This is a genomic window from Mesorhizobium sp. BH1-1-4 (genome assembly GCF_020165665.1).
GTDB lineage: Bacteria > Pseudomonadota > Alphaproteobacteria > Rhizobiales > Rhizobiaceae > Mesorhizobium.
The window spans coordinates 41,951-57,885 of record NZ_JAIUIN010000024.1 but is presented as its reverse complement, the minus strand read 5'-3'; the positions used below and the strand labels follow the sequence as shown (position 1 = coordinate 57,885).

Annotated in this window: 11 protein-coding genes; 5 read left to right on the top strand and 6 right to left on the bottom strand. The window is 65.6% G+C overall.

Annotated elements, in window-relative coordinates; all coding sequences use genetic code 11:
• Positions 1-4: 4 nt before the first annotated feature.
• Positions 5-955: an N-acetylmuramic acid 6-phosphate etherase gene (locus LB569_RS27210; protein WP_224694794.1), complete on the bottom strand. Its 951-nt coding sequence runs from the start codon at positions 953-955 to the stop codon at positions 5-7.
• 200 nt (positions 956-1,155) lie between these two features.
• On the opposite strand from LB569_RS27210, the gene LB569_RS27205 reads away from it, so the two are divergent.
• Genes LB569_RS27205 through LB569_RS27185 form a run of 5 tightly spaced genes read left to right on the top strand, consistent with a single transcriptional unit; the run spans position 1,156 to position 6,136 of the window.
• Positions 1,156-2,034: a BadF/BadG/BcrA/BcrD ATPase family protein gene (locus LB569_RS27205; protein WP_224694793.1), complete on the top strand. Its 879-nt coding sequence runs from the start codon at positions 1,156-1,158 to the stop codon at positions 2,032-2,034.
• On the top strand, positions 2,031-2,813 hold the full coding sequence (locus LB569_RS27200) for a GntR family transcriptional regulator (protein ID WP_224694792.1): 783 nt from the start codon (positions 2,031-2,033) through the stop codon (positions 2,811-2,813). Before LB569_RS27205 ends, LB569_RS27200 begins: the two co-directional genes overlap by 4 nt.
• On the top strand, positions 2,810-3,844 hold the full coding sequence (locus LB569_RS27195) for an SIS domain-containing protein (RefSeq protein ID WP_224694791.1): 1,035 nt from the start codon (positions 2,810-2,812) through the stop codon (positions 3,842-3,844). The genes LB569_RS27200 and LB569_RS27195 overlap by 4 nt, the downstream gene beginning before the upstream one ends.
• Positions 3,841-5,013 carry an N-acetylglucosamine-6-phosphate deacetylase gene (gene nagA / locus LB569_RS27190; RefSeq protein WP_224694790.1) on the top strand — a complete coding sequence of 391 codons (1,173 nt, stop codon included), beginning with the start codon at positions 3,841-3,843 and terminating at the stop codon, positions 5,011-5,013. Before LB569_RS27195 ends, nagA begins: the two co-directional genes overlap by 4 nt.
• 10 nt (positions 5,014-5,023) lie before the next feature.
• Positions 5,024-6,136 carry an NAD(P)/FAD-dependent oxidoreductase gene (locus LB569_RS27185; protein ID WP_224694789.1) on the top strand — a complete coding sequence of 371 codons (1,113 nt, stop codon included), beginning with the start codon at positions 5,024-5,026 and terminating at the stop codon, positions 6,134-6,136.
• Between the two features lie 33 nt (positions 6,137-6,169).
• On the opposite strand, the gene LB569_RS27180 is transcribed toward LB569_RS27185, so the two are convergent.
• The 5 genes from LB569_RS27180 to LB569_RS27160 all read right to left on the bottom strand — a co-directional run bounded on the left by LB569_RS27180 (position 6,170) and on the right by LB569_RS27160 (position 15,726).
• A complete protein-coding gene (locus LB569_RS27180) occupies positions 6,170-7,693 on the bottom strand; it encodes a malonate--CoA ligase (RefSeq protein WP_224694788.1) in 1,524 nt (507 codons plus the stop codon).
• Between the two features lie 175 nt (positions 7,694-7,868).
• Positions 7,869-8,615, bottom strand: a complete 747-nt coding sequence (locus tag LB569_RS27175) for a GntR family transcriptional regulator (RefSeq protein ID WP_224694811.1) — start codon at positions 8,613-8,615, stop codon at positions 7,869-7,871.
• A 396-nt stretch (positions 8,616-9,011) separates the two neighbouring features.
• A complete protein-coding gene (gene rpe / locus LB569_RS27170) occupies positions 9,012-9,689 on the bottom strand; it encodes a ribulose-phosphate 3-epimerase (protein ID WP_224694787.1) in 678 nt (225 codons plus the stop codon).
• Between the two features lie 219 nt (positions 9,690-9,908).
• Positions 9,909-13,754, bottom strand: a complete 3,846-nt coding sequence (locus LB569_RS27165) for a DUF11 domain-containing protein (RefSeq protein WP_224694786.1) — start codon at positions 13,752-13,754, stop codon at positions 9,909-9,911.
• A 10-nt stretch (positions 13,755-13,764) separates the two neighbouring features.
• Positions 13,765-15,726, bottom strand: coding sequence for a hypothetical protein (locus LB569_RS27160; protein WP_224694785.1), 1,962 nt, complete (start codon positions 15,724-15,726; stop codon positions 13,765-13,767).
• Between the last annotated feature and the right edge of the window lie 209 nt (positions 15,727-15,935).

The window sequence follows — 15,935 nt, the reverse complement described above, 5'->3', positions numbered from 1 at the left end:
GGCTTTATTTCTTTGTTCGGGCATGATCGTTTCCGAAAAGCGGTTTCCGCTTTTCGGGATCATGCCCCAGCGCGGAAAGGGCGGGCCGCAGCTTCTGGCCTGTCCCTTCCAGTATTTTCCGCGCCGCTTCCGCACTGTCGACGCCGGCGGCGAGCAGAATGGCGGTCTTGACGGCACCGCTGCTCTTTTCGAGCAGCCGGGCCGCTTCTTCCCTGTCGCGCCCACTGATGGCGGCGACGATGCGCGCCGCCCGGTCGCGCAGCTTCATGTTGTCGGCCATGAGGTTGACCATATAGCCGTCATGCACATGGCCGAGATGAATTGCGGTCAGCGTCGACAGCATGTTGAGCGCGATCTTCTGTGCGGTGCCGGCGCCCATGCGGGTCGAGCCGGCAATGACTTCCGGCGGCGTTTCGAGCAGGATGGCGGTGTCGGCTTGCCTGAGCAGCGCCGTATCCCGGTTGTTGGCGATGCCGATGGTGGCGGCGCCCCGGTGCCGCGCCTCCTCGACGGCGCGCACCGCATAGGGCGTGGTGCCGGAGGCGGAAAGGGCGATCAGGCAATCGCCCGCGCCGATGCCGGCACTGGCGACCGCGGTCGCGGCCTCCTCGGTGTCGTCCTCGGGTCCGCCGGCCAATGTCTTGAAAGCCTCGTCGCCGCCGGCGATCAGGATGGCGATGCGGTCGCGCTGAATGCCGAACGTGCCCGGCAGTTCCAGCGCGTCGGCCAGTGCCATCAGGCCGGAGCTGCCTGCCGCGGCATAGGCAAGCTTGCCGCCGCCGCTGAGGCTGCCGGCAATGATCTCGGCTGCCCTGGCAATAGAGGGGATGGCGTTGCGGACGGCTTTCGCGGCCTCGACCTGCGCATCGGCCAGCGCACCGAGGATCGCTTCGGGAGCCTGGATATCCAGCCCCTCGGCGTTCCCATGCAGCGCTTCGGTGCGCGTTTCGGCCATCCCTGTTCCTCCAAACTTCGAAAACAATACCAAAAAAATACCACTTGTCCACACGCATTAACGAATTCGTCGACTAGAAATCACTGCGCCGGGAAAATGATTAGGTTTTTCAATAAAATGCGGCCTAATCTTTTTGAAAGACAAATTAAGCCTTGGCTATTGGTATTTTATTGGTATTATCTGTGCGGAGGAGAAATCGTGTGAAATTCGTGCTCGGTATCGATGGCGGCGGCACCAGCTGCAGAGCCGCCCTGGCAACAGTGGACGGCATCGTCCTCGGGCGCGCCAAAAGCGGCGCCGCCAATATCCGCACCGACCTTACCGGAGCGCGCGCCAACATCGTCGACGCGGCGCGGCAGGCCTTCATCGCCGCTGGTCAGGATCCCGAGCTCATTCCGCAAACACCCGCCATTCTTGGCCTTGCCGGCGCCAATGTCGGCACTTACCGGCAGCAGCTCGAGGCGATCCTGCCGTTCAGCATCAGCCGCGTCGAGACCGATGCCGAGATCGCACTGGAAGGCGCGGTCGGTTCCGGTGACGGCGCGATGGCGATCCTGGGCACCGGCACCGCCTATATGGCACGCAAGGATGGCAAATCGCGCGCCATTGGCGGCTGGGGGTTCCAGGTCGGCGACCAGGGCAGTGGCGCCCGCATCGGCCGCGACCTCCTGGAACAGACATTGCTCGCGCATGATGGCGTGCGCCAGGCCTCGCCGCTGACCGACAGCATGATGGCCGTCTTCCGCAACAATCCCGAGGACGTGGTCGAGTTCACCACCAACGCCAAACCAGGCGATTTCGGCGGCTTCGCACCGAAAGTGTTCGAACACGCTGGGAAGGGCGACATCGTCGCCAACTGGATCCTCGACAGGGCGGTCGCCGATGTCGAGGCCTCGCTCGGCGCGCTCGACCTCGCCGCCGGCGCGCCGCTCTGCCTGCTCGGCGGGCTGGCGCCGCTCTATGCGCCGCGCCTGTCGGCGCGCTACCGCGCCCTGCTGAAGGAGCCGCTCGACGATGCGCTCGGCGGTGCCGTTCAGATGGCGGCGCGTCTGTTCGCCAGGACGGAGGCCGCACGATGAGCGATGCCGCCGACCAGATCTTCTTCGCGCTCAAGCAATCCTCGCAGAGTGGCGCGCCGCTTTATCTGCAGCTCAGGAAGAGCATTGAGGACGCCGTCAATCGGGGCCTGATCGGGCCCGGCGACGCGCTGCCGTCCGAGCGCGACATCGCCACCAAGGCCGATATTTCCCGCGTCACCGTGCGCAAGGCGGTGCAGGACCTGGTCAAGGGCGGCATATTGGTGCAGCGCCATGGCTCCGGCACCTTCGTGGCGCCGCGCATGGAGCGCGTCGAGCAGTCGCTGTCGCGGCTGACCTCCTTCACCGAGGACATGGCGCGGCGCGGCATGGCCGTGCGTTCGGCCTGGCTTGATCGCGGCCTCTACGCCCCCTCGCCCGACGAGATGATGGTGCTCGGCCTGTCATCGAATGAGTTGGTGGCGCGCGTCGCGCGCCTGCGCATCGCCAACGACACGCCGCTGGCCATCGAACGCGCTTCGCTGTCGGCCAGCGTGCTGCCCGACCCGGCCGGCATCGGCTCCTCGCTCTACGCGGCGCTGGAACTGACCGGCAACCGGCCGGTGCGGGCGGTGCAGCGTATCTCCGCTGCCAATCTCGGCGACAGTGACGCGCGCCTGCTGGAAGTGCCGCCGGGCATTGCCGGCCTGCATATCGAGCGTATTTCCTATCTGGCGAGCGGCAAGGTGATCGAATTCACCCGCTCCATCTACCGGGGCGACGCCTATGATTTCGTCGCCGAACTGCGGCTGACAGGGCCGAGCGAAGAGGGCCGACCATGATTGCCAACACCACTCATATGCAGCGCGAGATCGAGGAGATCCCGCAGGCCGTCGCCCGCCTGCTCGACGGCTCCGGCGCTATGCTCGCCGAAGCCGGGCGCGGCATCCGGGAACGCGACCCGCATTTCGTCGTCACCGTGGCGCGCGGTTCGTCCGACCACGCCGCCACCTTCATGAAATACGCCGTCGAGCTGACCGCCGGCCTTGCCGTCGCCTCTGTCGGTCCCTCCATCGCCTCGATCTACGGCCGCAAGCTCAGGCTTGAGGGCTCGGCGTGTCTCGCGATCTCACAGTCGGGCAAGAGCCCCGACATCGTCGCCATGGCCGAAACCGCAAGGGCCGGCGGCGCGCTGACCATCGCCGTCACCAACACCGCCGATTCGCCGCTGGCGCGCGCCTCGGATTTCGCCATCGACATCCTGGCCGGACCGGAGCGCAGCGTCGCGGCCACCAAGACCTTCATCAATTCCGCCGTTGCCGGTCTTGCCCTGATGGCGCATTCGACCGGCGACGAAGCGCTGCTTGCGGCGCTTGCACGCCTGCCCGAGCATTTCGGCAAGGCGATCGCCTGCGACTGGATGAGCGTGCTGGCCGAAACGATCGAGAAGCAGAAGTCGTTGTTCATCCTCGGACGCGGCCCGTCGGCGGCGATGGCCAACGAGGCAGCGCTGAAATTCAAGGAGACCTGCGGGATGCATGCCGAGGCCTATAGCGCGGCCGAGGTCATGCATGGCCCGCTGGCGCTGATCGGCCCCGACTTTCCGGTGCTGGCGCTGGCCGCGCGCGATGCGTCCGAGCCCTCCGTCGCCGAAGCCGCCGACAGCCTGGCGGCCAAGGGCGCGCCGGTGTTCGTCACCTCGGCGCTCGCCAACCGCGCCACGCGGCTGCCGCATGTCGCCACCGGTCATCCGCTGACCGATCCGCTGACGCTGATCGTCTCCTTCTACATGTTCGTCGAGGCCTTTGCCCGCCATCGCGGCCTCGACCCGGATGCGCCGCGCAACCTTCGCAAGGTGACGGAGACCGTATGAGCGACCGTTTTGCCCTGACCGGCGCCCGCATTTTCGACGGCGACGACTGGCATGAAGGTGCCGCCCTTGTCGTGCGTGAGGGCCTCGTCGAGGCCATCGTGCCGGCTGGCGCCATCGCTTCCGATATTCGCGCCGTCGACACGGGCGGCGGCATGCTGGTGCCGGGCTTCGTCGACATCCAGGTCAATGGCGGCGGCGGGGTCATGCTCAACGACCATCCCGATGTCGCCTCCATCGAAACCATCTGCCGCGCGCACGCGCCGTTCGGCACGACGGCGCTGCTGCCGACGCTGATCACCGACACACCCGCGATCACCGCGGCCGCCATCGCCGCGGGCGAAGCGGCAGCGCTGCAAAAAGTGCCGGGCTTTTTAGGCCTGCATCTGGAAGGTCCGCATCTGTCGGTCGCCCGCAAGGGCGCGCATGATCCGGCGCTGATCCGGCCGATGACGGACGCCGACCAGGCCATGCTGATCGCGGCGCGGGACAAGCTGCCGGTGCTGCTCACCACGATCGCGCCGGAATCCGTCGACCCGGCCCGCGTCGCGGCCTTGGCCAAGGCCGGAATCATCGTCAGCCTCGGTCATTCCGACACGGGTTTTGCCACGGCAAAAACCTTCGCCGAGGCCGGCGCCAGAGTGGTCACGCATCTGTTCAACGCGATGAGCCAGATCGGCAACCGCGAGCCCGGATTGGCGGGTGCGGCCATCGATGTCGGTGCCTTGTCGGCCGGTCTGATCGCCGACGGCATCCATGTTCATCCGGCAACGATCAGGATCGCGCTCGATGCCAAGCAGGGGCCGGGCAGGATCGTGCTGGTCACCGACGCGATGGCGACGATCGGCACCGACATGACGTCGTTCACGCTGAACGGCCGCACCATCTACCGCAGGGATGGCAGCCTGAGACTTGCCGACGGCACGCTGGCCGGCGCCGACCTCGACATGATCTCGGCCATCCGGTTCATGCACCGCACCGTCGGCATCGAACTTTCCGAAGCCTTGCGCATGGCTTCGCTCTATCCGGCGCAGGCGATCGGCCAGTCGCACCGGCTGGGCCGCTTTGCCAATGGCACGGCGGCGGACATCGTTGCGCTGTCGGACGATCTTGGCATAGGAAGCGTCTGGATCGGCGGCGACAAGGTGTTCGGGGCTGTCGCTCCACGCTGAGAGCGAGGCCATGCAGACCATCGATTTTGTCGTCGCCGGAGCAGGTGTCGTCGGGCTTGCCATTGCCAGGGCGCTTGCCTTGTCGGGCCGCGAGGTGGTGGTGATGGAGAAGGCCGACGCGATCGGCACCGCCACCAGTTCGCGCAATTCGGAAGTCATCCATGCCGGGCTCTATTACGCGCCCGGCAGCCTGAAGGCCCGGCTCTGCGTCGAAGGCCGCCGGCTTCTCTACACCTACTGCGCCGAACACAATATCGGCCATCGCCGCGCCGGCAAGCTGATCGTCGCCAGCGAGCCCGGCCAGGCCGACGGGCTGCGGGCGATCGAGGCCAATGCGAAACGCTGCGGCGTCGACGATGTCGAGCTTTTGACGCGCAGCGAGGCGGAGCGGCTGGAACCGGCGCTGACATGTGCCGGTGCGCTGTTGTCGCCATCGACCGGCATCATAGACAGCCATGGGCTGATGCTTTCGCTGCGCGGCGACGCCGAAGCGGCCGGTGCATCCTTCGCTTTCCTCACTTCCGTTGCCGGGGCGACGATCGAAACTGGCGGGATCCGTATCGATACACGTGATGCCAATGGCGAGACCTTCGCCCTCGCGGCCGGCGCTTTCGTCAACGCCACTGGCCTCGACGCGCAGGCGTTGGCCGGGCGAATCGAGGGTTTCCCGGGCGATTTCGTCCCCCGGCAGTGGCTGGCGCGCGGCAATTATTTCGCGCTTCCGGGGCGGTCGCCGTTTTCACGGCTGATCTATCCGGTCCCGGTCGAGGGCGGCCTCGGCGTCCATCTAACGCTCGACCTCGCCGGCAATGCACGCTTTGGCCCTGACGTCGAATGGATTGACGGTGTCGATTACACGGTCGACCCCAGCCGAAGTGCTGTCTTCTACGAGGCGATCCGCCGCTATTGGCCCGACCTTGCCGACGACGCCCTGCAGCCTGCCTATGCCGGCATCAGGCCGAAGCTCTCGGGACCCGGGCAGCCCGCCGCGGACTTCCTGGTGCAGGGGCCGGCCGATCACGGCGCGGGTCGGATCGTCAATCTGTTCGGCATAGAGAGCCCCGGCCTGACGGCGAGCCTGGCGATCGCCGACCATGTCGTCGAACTCTTGTACCCGACCTGAGCGGGCGTTCGCGCGCCGAAGCGGAATGTCTACTTAGCCGGCTTTGTAAGCGTAGAGATCCTTGTAGGTGTCGCGAAGCAAGTTTTTCTGCACCTTGCCCATCGTGTTGCGCGGCAGGTCGTCGACGAAGATCACCTGCTTTGGATGCTTGTACTTCGCCATGCGGCCGGCGATGGCGTCGAGGATCTCGGCCGCGCTGATCCGCGACGCTGGCGAGCGCACAACGACGGCGGTGACGCCTTCGCCGAAGTCGGGATGGGCAAGGCCGATGACGGCACTTTCCAGGACGCCGTCGAGCGCGTCGATCTCGCTTTCAAGGTCTTTGGGATAGACGTTGTAGCCGCCTGATATGATCAGGTCCTTGCCGCGACCGACAATGTGGACGTAGCCATCGGCGTCGATGGTGCCGAGGTCGCCCGTGATGAAGAAGCCGTCGGCGCGGAATTCCGCCTTGGTCTTCTCCGGCATGCCCCAGTAACCGCCAAAGACGTTCGGCCCCTTCACCTCGATCATGCCGACCTCGCCCTGGGCAAGTGGCTTGCCGGTCTCGGGATCGGCGATGCGCAGCGACACGCCGGGCAAGGGGAAGCCGACCGTGCCGGCGCGCCGCTCGCCCTCATAGGGATTGGAGGTGTTCATGTTGGTCTCGGTCATGCCGTAGCGCTCGAGGATGGCGTGGCCGGTACGATCGCGCCATGCCTTGTGCGTCTCGGCCAGCAGCGGCGCGGAGCCAGAGACGAATAGACGGATGTTTTTCGCCGCCTCGCGGTCCAGGCCCTCCTGCTGCAACAGCCTGGTGTAGAAGGTCGGCACGCCCATCAGAACGGTGGCGCGCGGCAGCAGCGAGACGATGCGGCCCGCATCGAATTTCTGCTCGAACAGCATCGAGGCGCCGGCCATCAGGACGACATTGGTGGCAACGAACAGGCCGTGCGTGTGGAAGATCGGCAGCGCGTGGATGAGCACGTCATCCCCGGTGAAGCGCCATTGCTCGACCAGGACCCGCGCGTTCGAGGCAAGGTTCTCGTGGCTGAGCATGGCGCCTTTCGAACGGCCGGTCGTTCCCGATGTGTAGAGGATTGCCGCAAGGTCGTCCGCGCCGCGCTCGACATCATGGAAATCGCCGGACTGCCGCGATGCCTGGTCCGCAAGGGATCCCTGGCCATCGCGGTCGAGCGTGACGACGACAGCACCGGACGGCTCGACCATCCCCGCGATATCCGCCGCCCGTGCCGGGTCGCACACGATCACCCGAGGCGCGGCATCCCCAAAGAAATAGCCGAGCTCGGCCAGCGTATAGGCGGTGTTGAGGGGCAGGAAGACGGCGCCGGCGCGCACGCAGGCGAGATAGAGCAAAACCATCTCCGGGCTCTTCTCGACCTGCACGGCAACCCGGTCGCCGGGCGCGACATCCATTTGCAGCAGCGCATGCGCGAGCTGCGCCGAGCGCGCCAGCATGTCGCCATAGATGAGCGAGCGTCCATCATCGGTCTCCATCAGCAGACGCCCGGGCGCCGGCATCCGGGACCGGAATGCATCGAACAGATGATTGATCATGAAAACTTCCTGGGGTGGCCGCGACTGGCGCGCCGGCCATGTCCGGGTCGGCACGCGGGCGAAGCGTTCGCGTTTCGCAGCCCTGCCGTCAAGACCGCGGACGGCTGCCCACGGCACCCGTCTACCGAAAGATTGAAAAAGGATAGGACAGCAAAGCGCGACGATCAGACAGCCGTCAACGATGGATGCGCCGGCCCGGAACGGCGGCGGCTTTTGGCGCCTCGTCTTGCTTGAAGCGTTCCATGCACATGGCGGCGGTCAGCTGATAGTGATCGATCAGGGCCCGGACGGCGCCATCCGCGTTTCCGTCGAGCGCATTTTCGGCGATCAGCCGGTGCTCGGCGAAATCGTCGCGCTGGACGCTCTCGCCGTCATGGGCCATCTGGCGGTAGCGGTAGGCGTGATCGGAAAGCTGATCGCAGAAGCCCACCAGCCAGTGCGAACGGCAGGCCGAGATCAGCACCCGGTGGAAGGTGCGGTGCAATTTCTCCCAGTCCGGATTGAGCGACGAGCTAATTTGCGGCGAAAGCCGTGAGGCGCGCCCGAGGCGATGCAGCGCCAGCACCAGTTGTTCTTCCCATTCGGCCGTGCGGTGGGCGATCGATTCGCGCAGCGCCCGCTCCTCGAGCCAGCAGCGGGTGCGCGTCAGCTCATCGAGCTCCTTCGCGCTGACAGGCATGATGAAGAAGCCACGCTGGTCGTGGCGACCAAGGAGACCTTCGGAGGCAAGACGATTGAGGGCTTCGCGAACCGGAGAGGCACCGGCGCCATACTTGGAAACGACCCACTCGACGCGCAGCTTGCTTTCGGTTTCCAGAGCGCCGCTCAGAAGATCATCACGCAATTGATGATAGACCGTGCTGGCAAGCGTACTCTTGGCTCCCGTGCCGTCGTCGTTCAGATTGGCAGCTCCGTATGTCAAAAGCGACTCCTTGTCCCCAACTGTCATCTTGGGCAATTCGAGTCCGAAAATTCCCCTTCTGTACATGTATCATATAGCGCCGCACTTTCGCTGCTCAAGCAGAAGATCGCGCTATTGTACTTTAGAACAAAGAAATATACCCGATCCGCCGTCCGATCGCGGGAATTCGTATATCTCTACAACCAGCAGAACTTAACGTGTTTTGTATGCACGCAGGATTATCTGTTTCCTTGGTCCCGTGAGAGCATCTTTTCTGTCGCGCGCAAAGACAGCGGCAAGGTTCGGCCGAATCAGGCTTTCCGTACGGATTTGATTCGGCCGGGACGCCGAAGGGGCGTCCCCGCACCATGTTCTTAGTGGGCCTAACGGGATTGAGAACCGGGCGATGGCGCGGAGTTAGCCGGCGGCCTTGTCGGCCGCCGTCCTGATCGCTTCGATGTTGGTGCGGTACGCCTCGACACTGCCACCCCTGAAGATGGCGGCACCGGCCACCAGAACGTCGGCGCCGGCCGCGGTGACCAGAGGCGCGGTTTCCGGAGAGACGCCGCCGTCGATCTCGATGCGGATCGGCCGGTCGCCGATCAACGCCTTGACCCTTCTTACCTTGTCGACCATTGCCGGGATGAAGGCCTGCCCGCCAAAACCCGGATTGACGGTCATGATCAGGATCAGGTCGAGCCGGTCCAGCACATATTCGATCGCCGTTTCCGGCGTCGCCGGATTGAGCGAGACGCCGGCCTTCTTGCCGAGGTTCCGGATGGTCTGCAGCGAGCGGTCGAGATGCGGCCCGGCCTCGGCATGCACCGTCATGCCGTCGCAACCGGCCTCGGCGAAGGCGGCGAGATAGGGGTCGGCGGGCGCGATCATCAGGTGGCAGTCGAAAAAGGCCTTGGTGCGGTCGCGGATCGCCTTGATGACGGGTGGGCCGAAGGTGATGTTGGGCACGAAATGCCCATCCATGACATCGAGATGTATCCAGTCGGCACCGGCCGCCGCCACCGCCTCGACCTCGTCGCCGAGCTTCGAGAAATCCGATGCCAGCACCGACGGTGCGATCAAGGTTTTTTTGCTCATCTCGAGGCCTTTCCGGACGCCCTTTTCATACGGTCGTCCCAAACCGACTGCCTAAAGCGCTCCCGGCGACTTGTCGAGGGCGCAAGTATGGCGGTTCCACAGGCAGGGGTAACGTCGCGGCGCGCGCTGGTCCTCGGCCGCCAAATCCACCGCCTGCGCGGATCATGAAGAAACCCGCCGGATTGCTCCGGCGGGTTTCTCGTTCGGTGAAGCGCAGACTTACTGCTGCTGGAGTTTCAGGATTCTGTTTGGAGCAGGATCCTGTTGCTGGTCGCTCTGCTGGCGCCGCGGCAGCAATTGCAGCAATTGGCCCGGGTTGAGCTCCAGAGACGGCTGACCGCGGATCGGCCGGCAGTTCGGATACCGCCCGATCGTACCTTCCGGGCAACGCCGCCTGATGATCGGCTGGCACAGGCCGTTGATCATCTGCGAGCCTGGCGCGCATTCCTCCTGCTGCCTGGGCCGGCGGCATGCGCCGTCGATCACCTCGGTCCCACGCGGACAGACGCACTCGCCGCGCTTGTTGTGGATCTGGCCACGTATGTCGCACTGCTCCAGTTGCGGCTGCTTGCGCCGGCAGGCGCCGTCCCGCACCTCCGTGCCTCTCGGGCAGACGCAATCGCCATTGGCGTCGGGGACCTGGCCACGGATCGTGCACTGGTCAGGCTTCGGCCGGATCGGACGGCAGGCCCTGTCGCGCACTTCGGTCCCCTGCGGACAGACGCAGTCCCCGTCCGCATTGTGGACCTGGCCACGGATGGTGCACTGCTCGGGCTTCGGCCGGACAGGTCGGCAGGCGCCGTTGCGCACCTCGGTCCCTTGCGGGCAGACGCAGTCTCCATCCGCATTGTGGACCTGGCCACGGATGGTGCACTGCTCGGGCTTCGGCCGGAGCGGACGGCAGGCGCCGTTGCGCACCTCGGTGCCCCTTGGGCAGACACAATCGCCGTCGGCATTGTGGATCTGACCGCGGATGGTGCACTGCTCGGGCTGGTCGGTACTGACGCACTTTCCGTTCTCGAGTGCGGTGCCGCGCGGGCAGACGCAGCGTCCGTCCTCTGTGCGGATCTGGCCTTCCAGCAGAACGCAGCGCTTCGGCGGAGGCGTCGGCAGAACGTTGGTGCCGCCGCCCGTGCACTGGCCGTTGCGGAAGGTGGTGCCTTCCGGGCAGACACAGCGGCCGGCGTCGTTCATGACAAAGCCCGGCGAGCACTCGTTCTTCACCTCATGCGTGATGATGAAGGGATGGCACGCATAGGCCTTGCCGCGATCGCCCTGCACATTGGTGGCGTCCCTGGACAGCACGTCGCCGCCGCCCTGCACCCGTGTGTCGGGAGAGAGCACGCCGACGCAGTTCTGGCCATCGACGTTGCCCTGCAGATTGGCGAGACGCCCATCGTCGGGGATGACAACCGTCACGCGGTGTGACTGGCTCTCGCCAGCGCCGAGCGTCAGGTTGGCTATGCAGGAGGCCGGCAGGGTCGTCGGCTCCGGCGAACAGCCGAAGGGCGGGTCGATCGAGGTGATCTCGACGCCTTCGAGCCGGCCAAGCCCTTCCACGCCGATCGCATCGCCGATGCGAACCGGACCGGAGAAGGGGCTCGTCCCGTCATTGGTGATGGTGATGTCGAACGAGCAGGGTTGGCCGAGCCTGCATTCGCGGTCGCCGGTCTTCTCGACACGGATGGTCGAGGAGCCGCCGCCCTTGGCGCAGGCCTGGCCGATCGGATAGACGACGTCGTCGCCCTGCGCCGGGCCATAGGAGCCGCGCGCGCAGTTCTCGAACTCGCCATTGGCCGAAACCGTCACGTCGAAGTGCCTGGAGGTTCCGGGCGTCATGACGGCGCCTGGTATCTGGCACGACAGCGTGTTGGCCGGAACCGGTCCGCACGCCCATTCCGCGCCGTCGGGGGTGACGGTCTGGATCTGGACGGGCGCGCCGCCCGACACCAAAGTGGCGGCGTCGTTGACCCGCACCGGACCGGTGGGGGCAGCTGTGCCGACGCTGCTGACGGTGATGCGGCAGGAAACCAGCGACGCACCGGCGAGCGAGCCGTTGCACACCTTGGTGATGCGCAAGGTCGGCTGGCCGCCATTGGGATGGCGGATGCGTTCCTTGGCGCAGGCCTTGTTGTTGGTGAGGTCGACCTCACCGGGAATGGCCTTGACCTCGGCGCAGTTCTCGACCGTGTCGGACCGGTAGCCGGCCGGCACGACCGCCTTGACGAAGATCGGCGTCGAGGCGCCCGCCGGCAGCGAGATGCCGGCATTGTCGCAGCGGAACTGGCCAGGGCCGTTCGGGCCGCATGTCCAGGGCGGGCTCGGCCCGAAGGTCGAGGATGTCGGCGCGCCGCTTGGGTAGTTGTCGATCACCGTCAGCGGCCCGTTATAGGTCGATGTGCCGTTGTTGATGATGTCGATGATGAAGGTGCAGACGCCGTCGGCGGTGCAGACTTCAGTGCGGGCACGCTTCTTCAGGATCAGGTCGACCTTCTTGTCGACCGGCGGCTGGCAATCCGGGTTGCGGTCGCCGCGCCGGCAGATCGGGATCGAGGCGCAGCCCCGGTCGTTCTGCTGGCTGCCGAACAGCGGCTTGCCGCTGGCGCCGTAATTGTAGGTGGCGCAGTTGCGCAGCACGCTGCCTTGCCAGCCTCCCGCCGGCCTGAAGCCGAGCTTGAGGTCGACAAAGGCCCCCGGATTGAGCGTGGTCACCGGATAGGTGCACGTCATCGGGGTGGTTCCCGGCACGCAGACCCAGGGCGGATTGGGCCCTGAACTCAGCGTCGAGCCGGCCGGCAGCGTCACTTCGTCAAGCACGATCTTGCCATGGTAGGGGCCGTCGCCGACATTGGTGACCCGGATGGTGAAGTCGCAGCCGCCCGCCATCGTGCAACGCGTGACGTCGGCGCGCTTCTCGACTTTGAGGTCGGGCTCCTTGTCCCTGGGCGGGCATCTCTGGTCACGCGGGATGACGATGTCGATCGTCTGCGTGCAGCACAGGCCCCAGCCCTCCTTCGGACCGGCATAGGTCTCGATGCCGGTGACGATGAGGTGGATGACGTCACCGGGTGACGCGCCGACGATCTTCCAGTTGAGCACGCCGCCGCCCGCCGGCACCAACTGGGTGTCGGGGATGATGGTGGTGCCTGGTGTGGTCGTCGACAGCTGCACCCACTTGCCGCCCATCTCCGGGCCGACAGGCATGTGGTAGATGAAGGCGCCGCCGCCGGGCACGCAGTCGACCGTACCGCGCTCGACCTTGAAGCATTCATGGTCGGTCGGCGGCGGAGGCCGCTTGTCGCAGTTGGTGAGGTCGATGCGGATCGAGGTCTTCGCGCCGGTCTTGTAGTCGCCGTCATCGGGCTTGCCCGGATCCTGCGACAGGATGATGGTGCCCGTGCCGGCCTCGTTGCTCACCTTGATCAGGCCCTGATTGTCGACCGTGGTCGGCGACGGAAACGCCGCATGGTCGATCTTGGCCGTGATCTGGAAGGTGATGACGCGTTCATTGGCGGCTCCGGCGCCGTCGATATCGGCGGCGGAGAGCCGGAAATCGGAGACCGTGGCCGTGTCGTTCGGATTTGCCGAGGTGCTGATCGAAACGCCGGGCAGCGGTCCGCCGGAGGCGTCCGTGCCGTCTCCGGAGACAGTCGCACCGACGATGGCCAAGCCGTGCGGAAGCTGGTCCTTGAACTCGATCTTGAGCTTCTTCAACAGGGCTATCATGCCCGGATCGGCAAAACCTCGCGGATCGCCGCGCAGGCCGAAGCTCAGCGAATAGACGACATAGTCGCAGCTTCGCTGGGTGCCTTTCTTGGTGAAGAAGGGGACCAGCCGCTCCGGCCTGGGGTTGACGACACGCGAATTCTCGAGGTCAAGCCTCAGTTCCGGAGTGATCGGGGTGGTGTCTTCCGCCTGGCTTTGCAGGGGGGCAAGCGTGGCGACCGCGATACCGGCCGCCATCAGCCAGCGCGCACCGCGCCTGGCATATGACAGGGGTTTCATGATCGTCTCCATGACGGTTTGCTGAGCGTTTACGGGTGAGGACAGGGCAAGAATGTTCATCTTTGCCTCCTCAACGTTCGCAACTGACGGCGGGGGTGCGGAGCGGCAAGGTCATCTTGCAGCAAGGGTAGTAGCCACCCTTGTCCTTATCGGACTTCCTGTAGAAGCACAGTCCGACATCCACACTGTCGCCCGGATAGTGGCCGGTGATGTCGATCGTGTAAGGCTTGCCCGGTGCATGCGACATGGGCGAGGTCACCCCGACGCCTGGCGTCCTGGACTGGACCTTGATCGAATCGCCGCCGAAGCCGGCATGGTCATGGAGATAGAGATCGGCCTCGAGACCGCGCGGCGTACAGTAATACTGCACGTCCTCGACATCGAGACACGGAGGCAGATTGCCGGGCGGTGGGAAGTCCGGCGGGTAGAAGGGTGGCTCATAGCCGCCCGGTATTTCCTCATAATAGCCGGCACGGCCCTCGCAGGGATGCCAGACGGCGACGTCGCCGACATGGCCTTCCACTTCGGGGTCTTCGAAATAGCCATCGAAATCGACGAACCAGGAGCCGTAAGGCGGCACGTTGGCCGGCTTGACCAGGTCCTTGGGCGTGATCTGCACGCCATGCACGGCGAGCGGGCCGCCGGCGGCGAGCTTTTCGGCAAGCTCGGGATTGTCGCGCAATTTGTCGCCGATGTTGACCAAGGTCTGCGTGCAGACGGAGGCGTCGAGATTGCCGTCGGCATCGTAGCCATATTGCAGGTCGAGACCGCCGGCCGACTGCCGGTTGCCTTGCGGGAAGCCGACAGCATATTCCTGCGGCGTTTCAACCCAAACCGATTCCGTCGTCGGATCGTCCGGATCCTCTCTGAAGTAGCGGATCACCTCGCCCTTGCCGGCATCGGCGAACCGGCTGTAATCATAGCGGTTTTCGACCGGACCGCGCTGGGCGAGATACATGAAGCCGCTGTTGTCGAAGGCAATGTCGGTGACGGCGTAGTCCTTGTCGGCCTTCACGGTCAGTTCCCAGCGCGGATCACCGGCAAAGGTGCCGTCGCGGGCAATGCCCACCGACCAGATTTCGGATTTTTCGCCGACCGAATAGTAGAGCCGGCCGCCATGATAGGAGACGGCCCAGACGCGGCGCTCGTCCTGGGTGTAGCCCCAGCTGTCGGGGTCTTCGGTGTCGAAGGCCGCGCCCTGTATATCCATCACCGCGCCATCGTCGGCGACCGGGGCCAGCCCATGCGCCGGGCGGCCGGCGACGCCGTGGTCGAACGTGTCGACCAGTCTGCCGCCGGCGTCGATGCGATGGATCAGGCCGGTATCGAGGTCGGAGGCGAAGAACTGGCGATGAACGGGGTCGAAGGTGATATTGCCGATGCCGGGGCCGCTATTGGTATCAATGTCGGCGAATTTGGCGACCTGGCCTGAGATACCGTCGATCTTCCAGATGGTGCCCGGTCCGCCGCCGTTTTCGGTGCCGAACTGGCCCTCCATGAAGGTGGCGCCCGCCGTGCCGCGACGCTGCCGTTCCGGCCTGCCGTCCTTGTCGGCATCCGGCGTCACGATCTCGATGCCATGCAGCGAAGTTGCGGCGGCGTAGAGGTTGGGGATATCAGACGGCACGCCGTCGCGCACGCCGTCATCATAGGTCAGGCCGAACACCTCGCCGATCTGGCCCGCCGTCACCTCGAAAGGCGGCGGCGTGAAGACGAGCTGGCCCGAGGCCGGACCGCCAAGGTGCGAAACGTCGAACACGCGCAAGGTGGCGCGCGAGGTGTCGATGAAGGTTTCGTCGACCGGGTCGACGCCGGGCGGCAAGCCCTGGTCGAAATCGGGGATGATGGTGCCGGGGAAGCCGGTGACCGCCATCGAGCCGGGATAGATGATCTGGGTTTCCTGCGCCCGGGCCGCGCCGCCCGACAACAGGCCGGCGGCCAGCGCCAGCGCCAGCAAGCCGCCGCCCGCATGGGCGGCCCTGCGCAAATGGCCATAGAGAGAAGGCACGAACGAGCCGCGGATGCGAGACATGACACTACCCCCGTAGTCCAGGGGAGCAACGTCCGGGCTTGCCGCGCAAATCAGGGCAAGGCGCGGCGGTCCGGCTCGTTCTTCCCTGATCGAATTGTCTGCTTTCCTCTCCATTAGAATACGCTTGCTCTTCCGCAGGGTCAACGGAATCAACCGGAAGCCCAGCGCATCGACCTCGTCCCGAAGGCGGTGGCCGCGCCGAGCTCCCG

Coding starts and splice junctions, on each gene's coding strand:
- LB569_RS27210 (WP_224694794.1), bottom strand. CDS start 955: ATGGCCGAAACGCGCACCGAAGCGCTGCATGGGAACGCCGAGGGGCTG.
- LB569_RS27200 (WP_224694792.1), top strand. CDS start 2,031: ATGAGCGATGCCGCCGACCAGATCTTCTTCGCGCTCAAGCAATCCTCG.
- LB569_RS27195 (WP_224694791.1), top strand. CDS start 2,810: ATGATTGCCAACACCACTCATATGCAGCGCGAGATCGAGGAGATCCCG.
- nagA (WP_224694790.1), top strand. CDS start 3,841: ATGAGCGACCGTTTTGCCCTGACCGGCGCCCGCATTTTCGACGGCGAC.
- LB569_RS27185 (WP_224694789.1), top strand. CDS start 5,024: ATGCAGACCATCGATTTTGTCGTCGCCGGAGCAGGTGTCGTCGGGCTT.
- LB569_RS27180 (WP_224694788.1), bottom strand. CDS start 7,693: ATGATCAATCATCTGTTCGATGCATTCCGGTCCCGGATGCCGGCGCCC.
- rpe (WP_224694787.1), bottom strand. CDS start 9,689: ATGAGCAAAAAAACCTTGATCGCACCGTCGGTGCTGGCATCGGATTTC.
- LB569_RS27165 (WP_224694786.1), bottom strand. CDS start 13,754: ATGAACATTCTTGCCCTGTCCTCACCCGTAAACGCTCAGCAAACCGTC.
- LB569_RS27160 (WP_224694785.1), bottom strand. CDS start 15,726: ATGTCTCGCATCCGCGGCTCGTTCGTGCCTTCTCTCTATGGCCATTTG.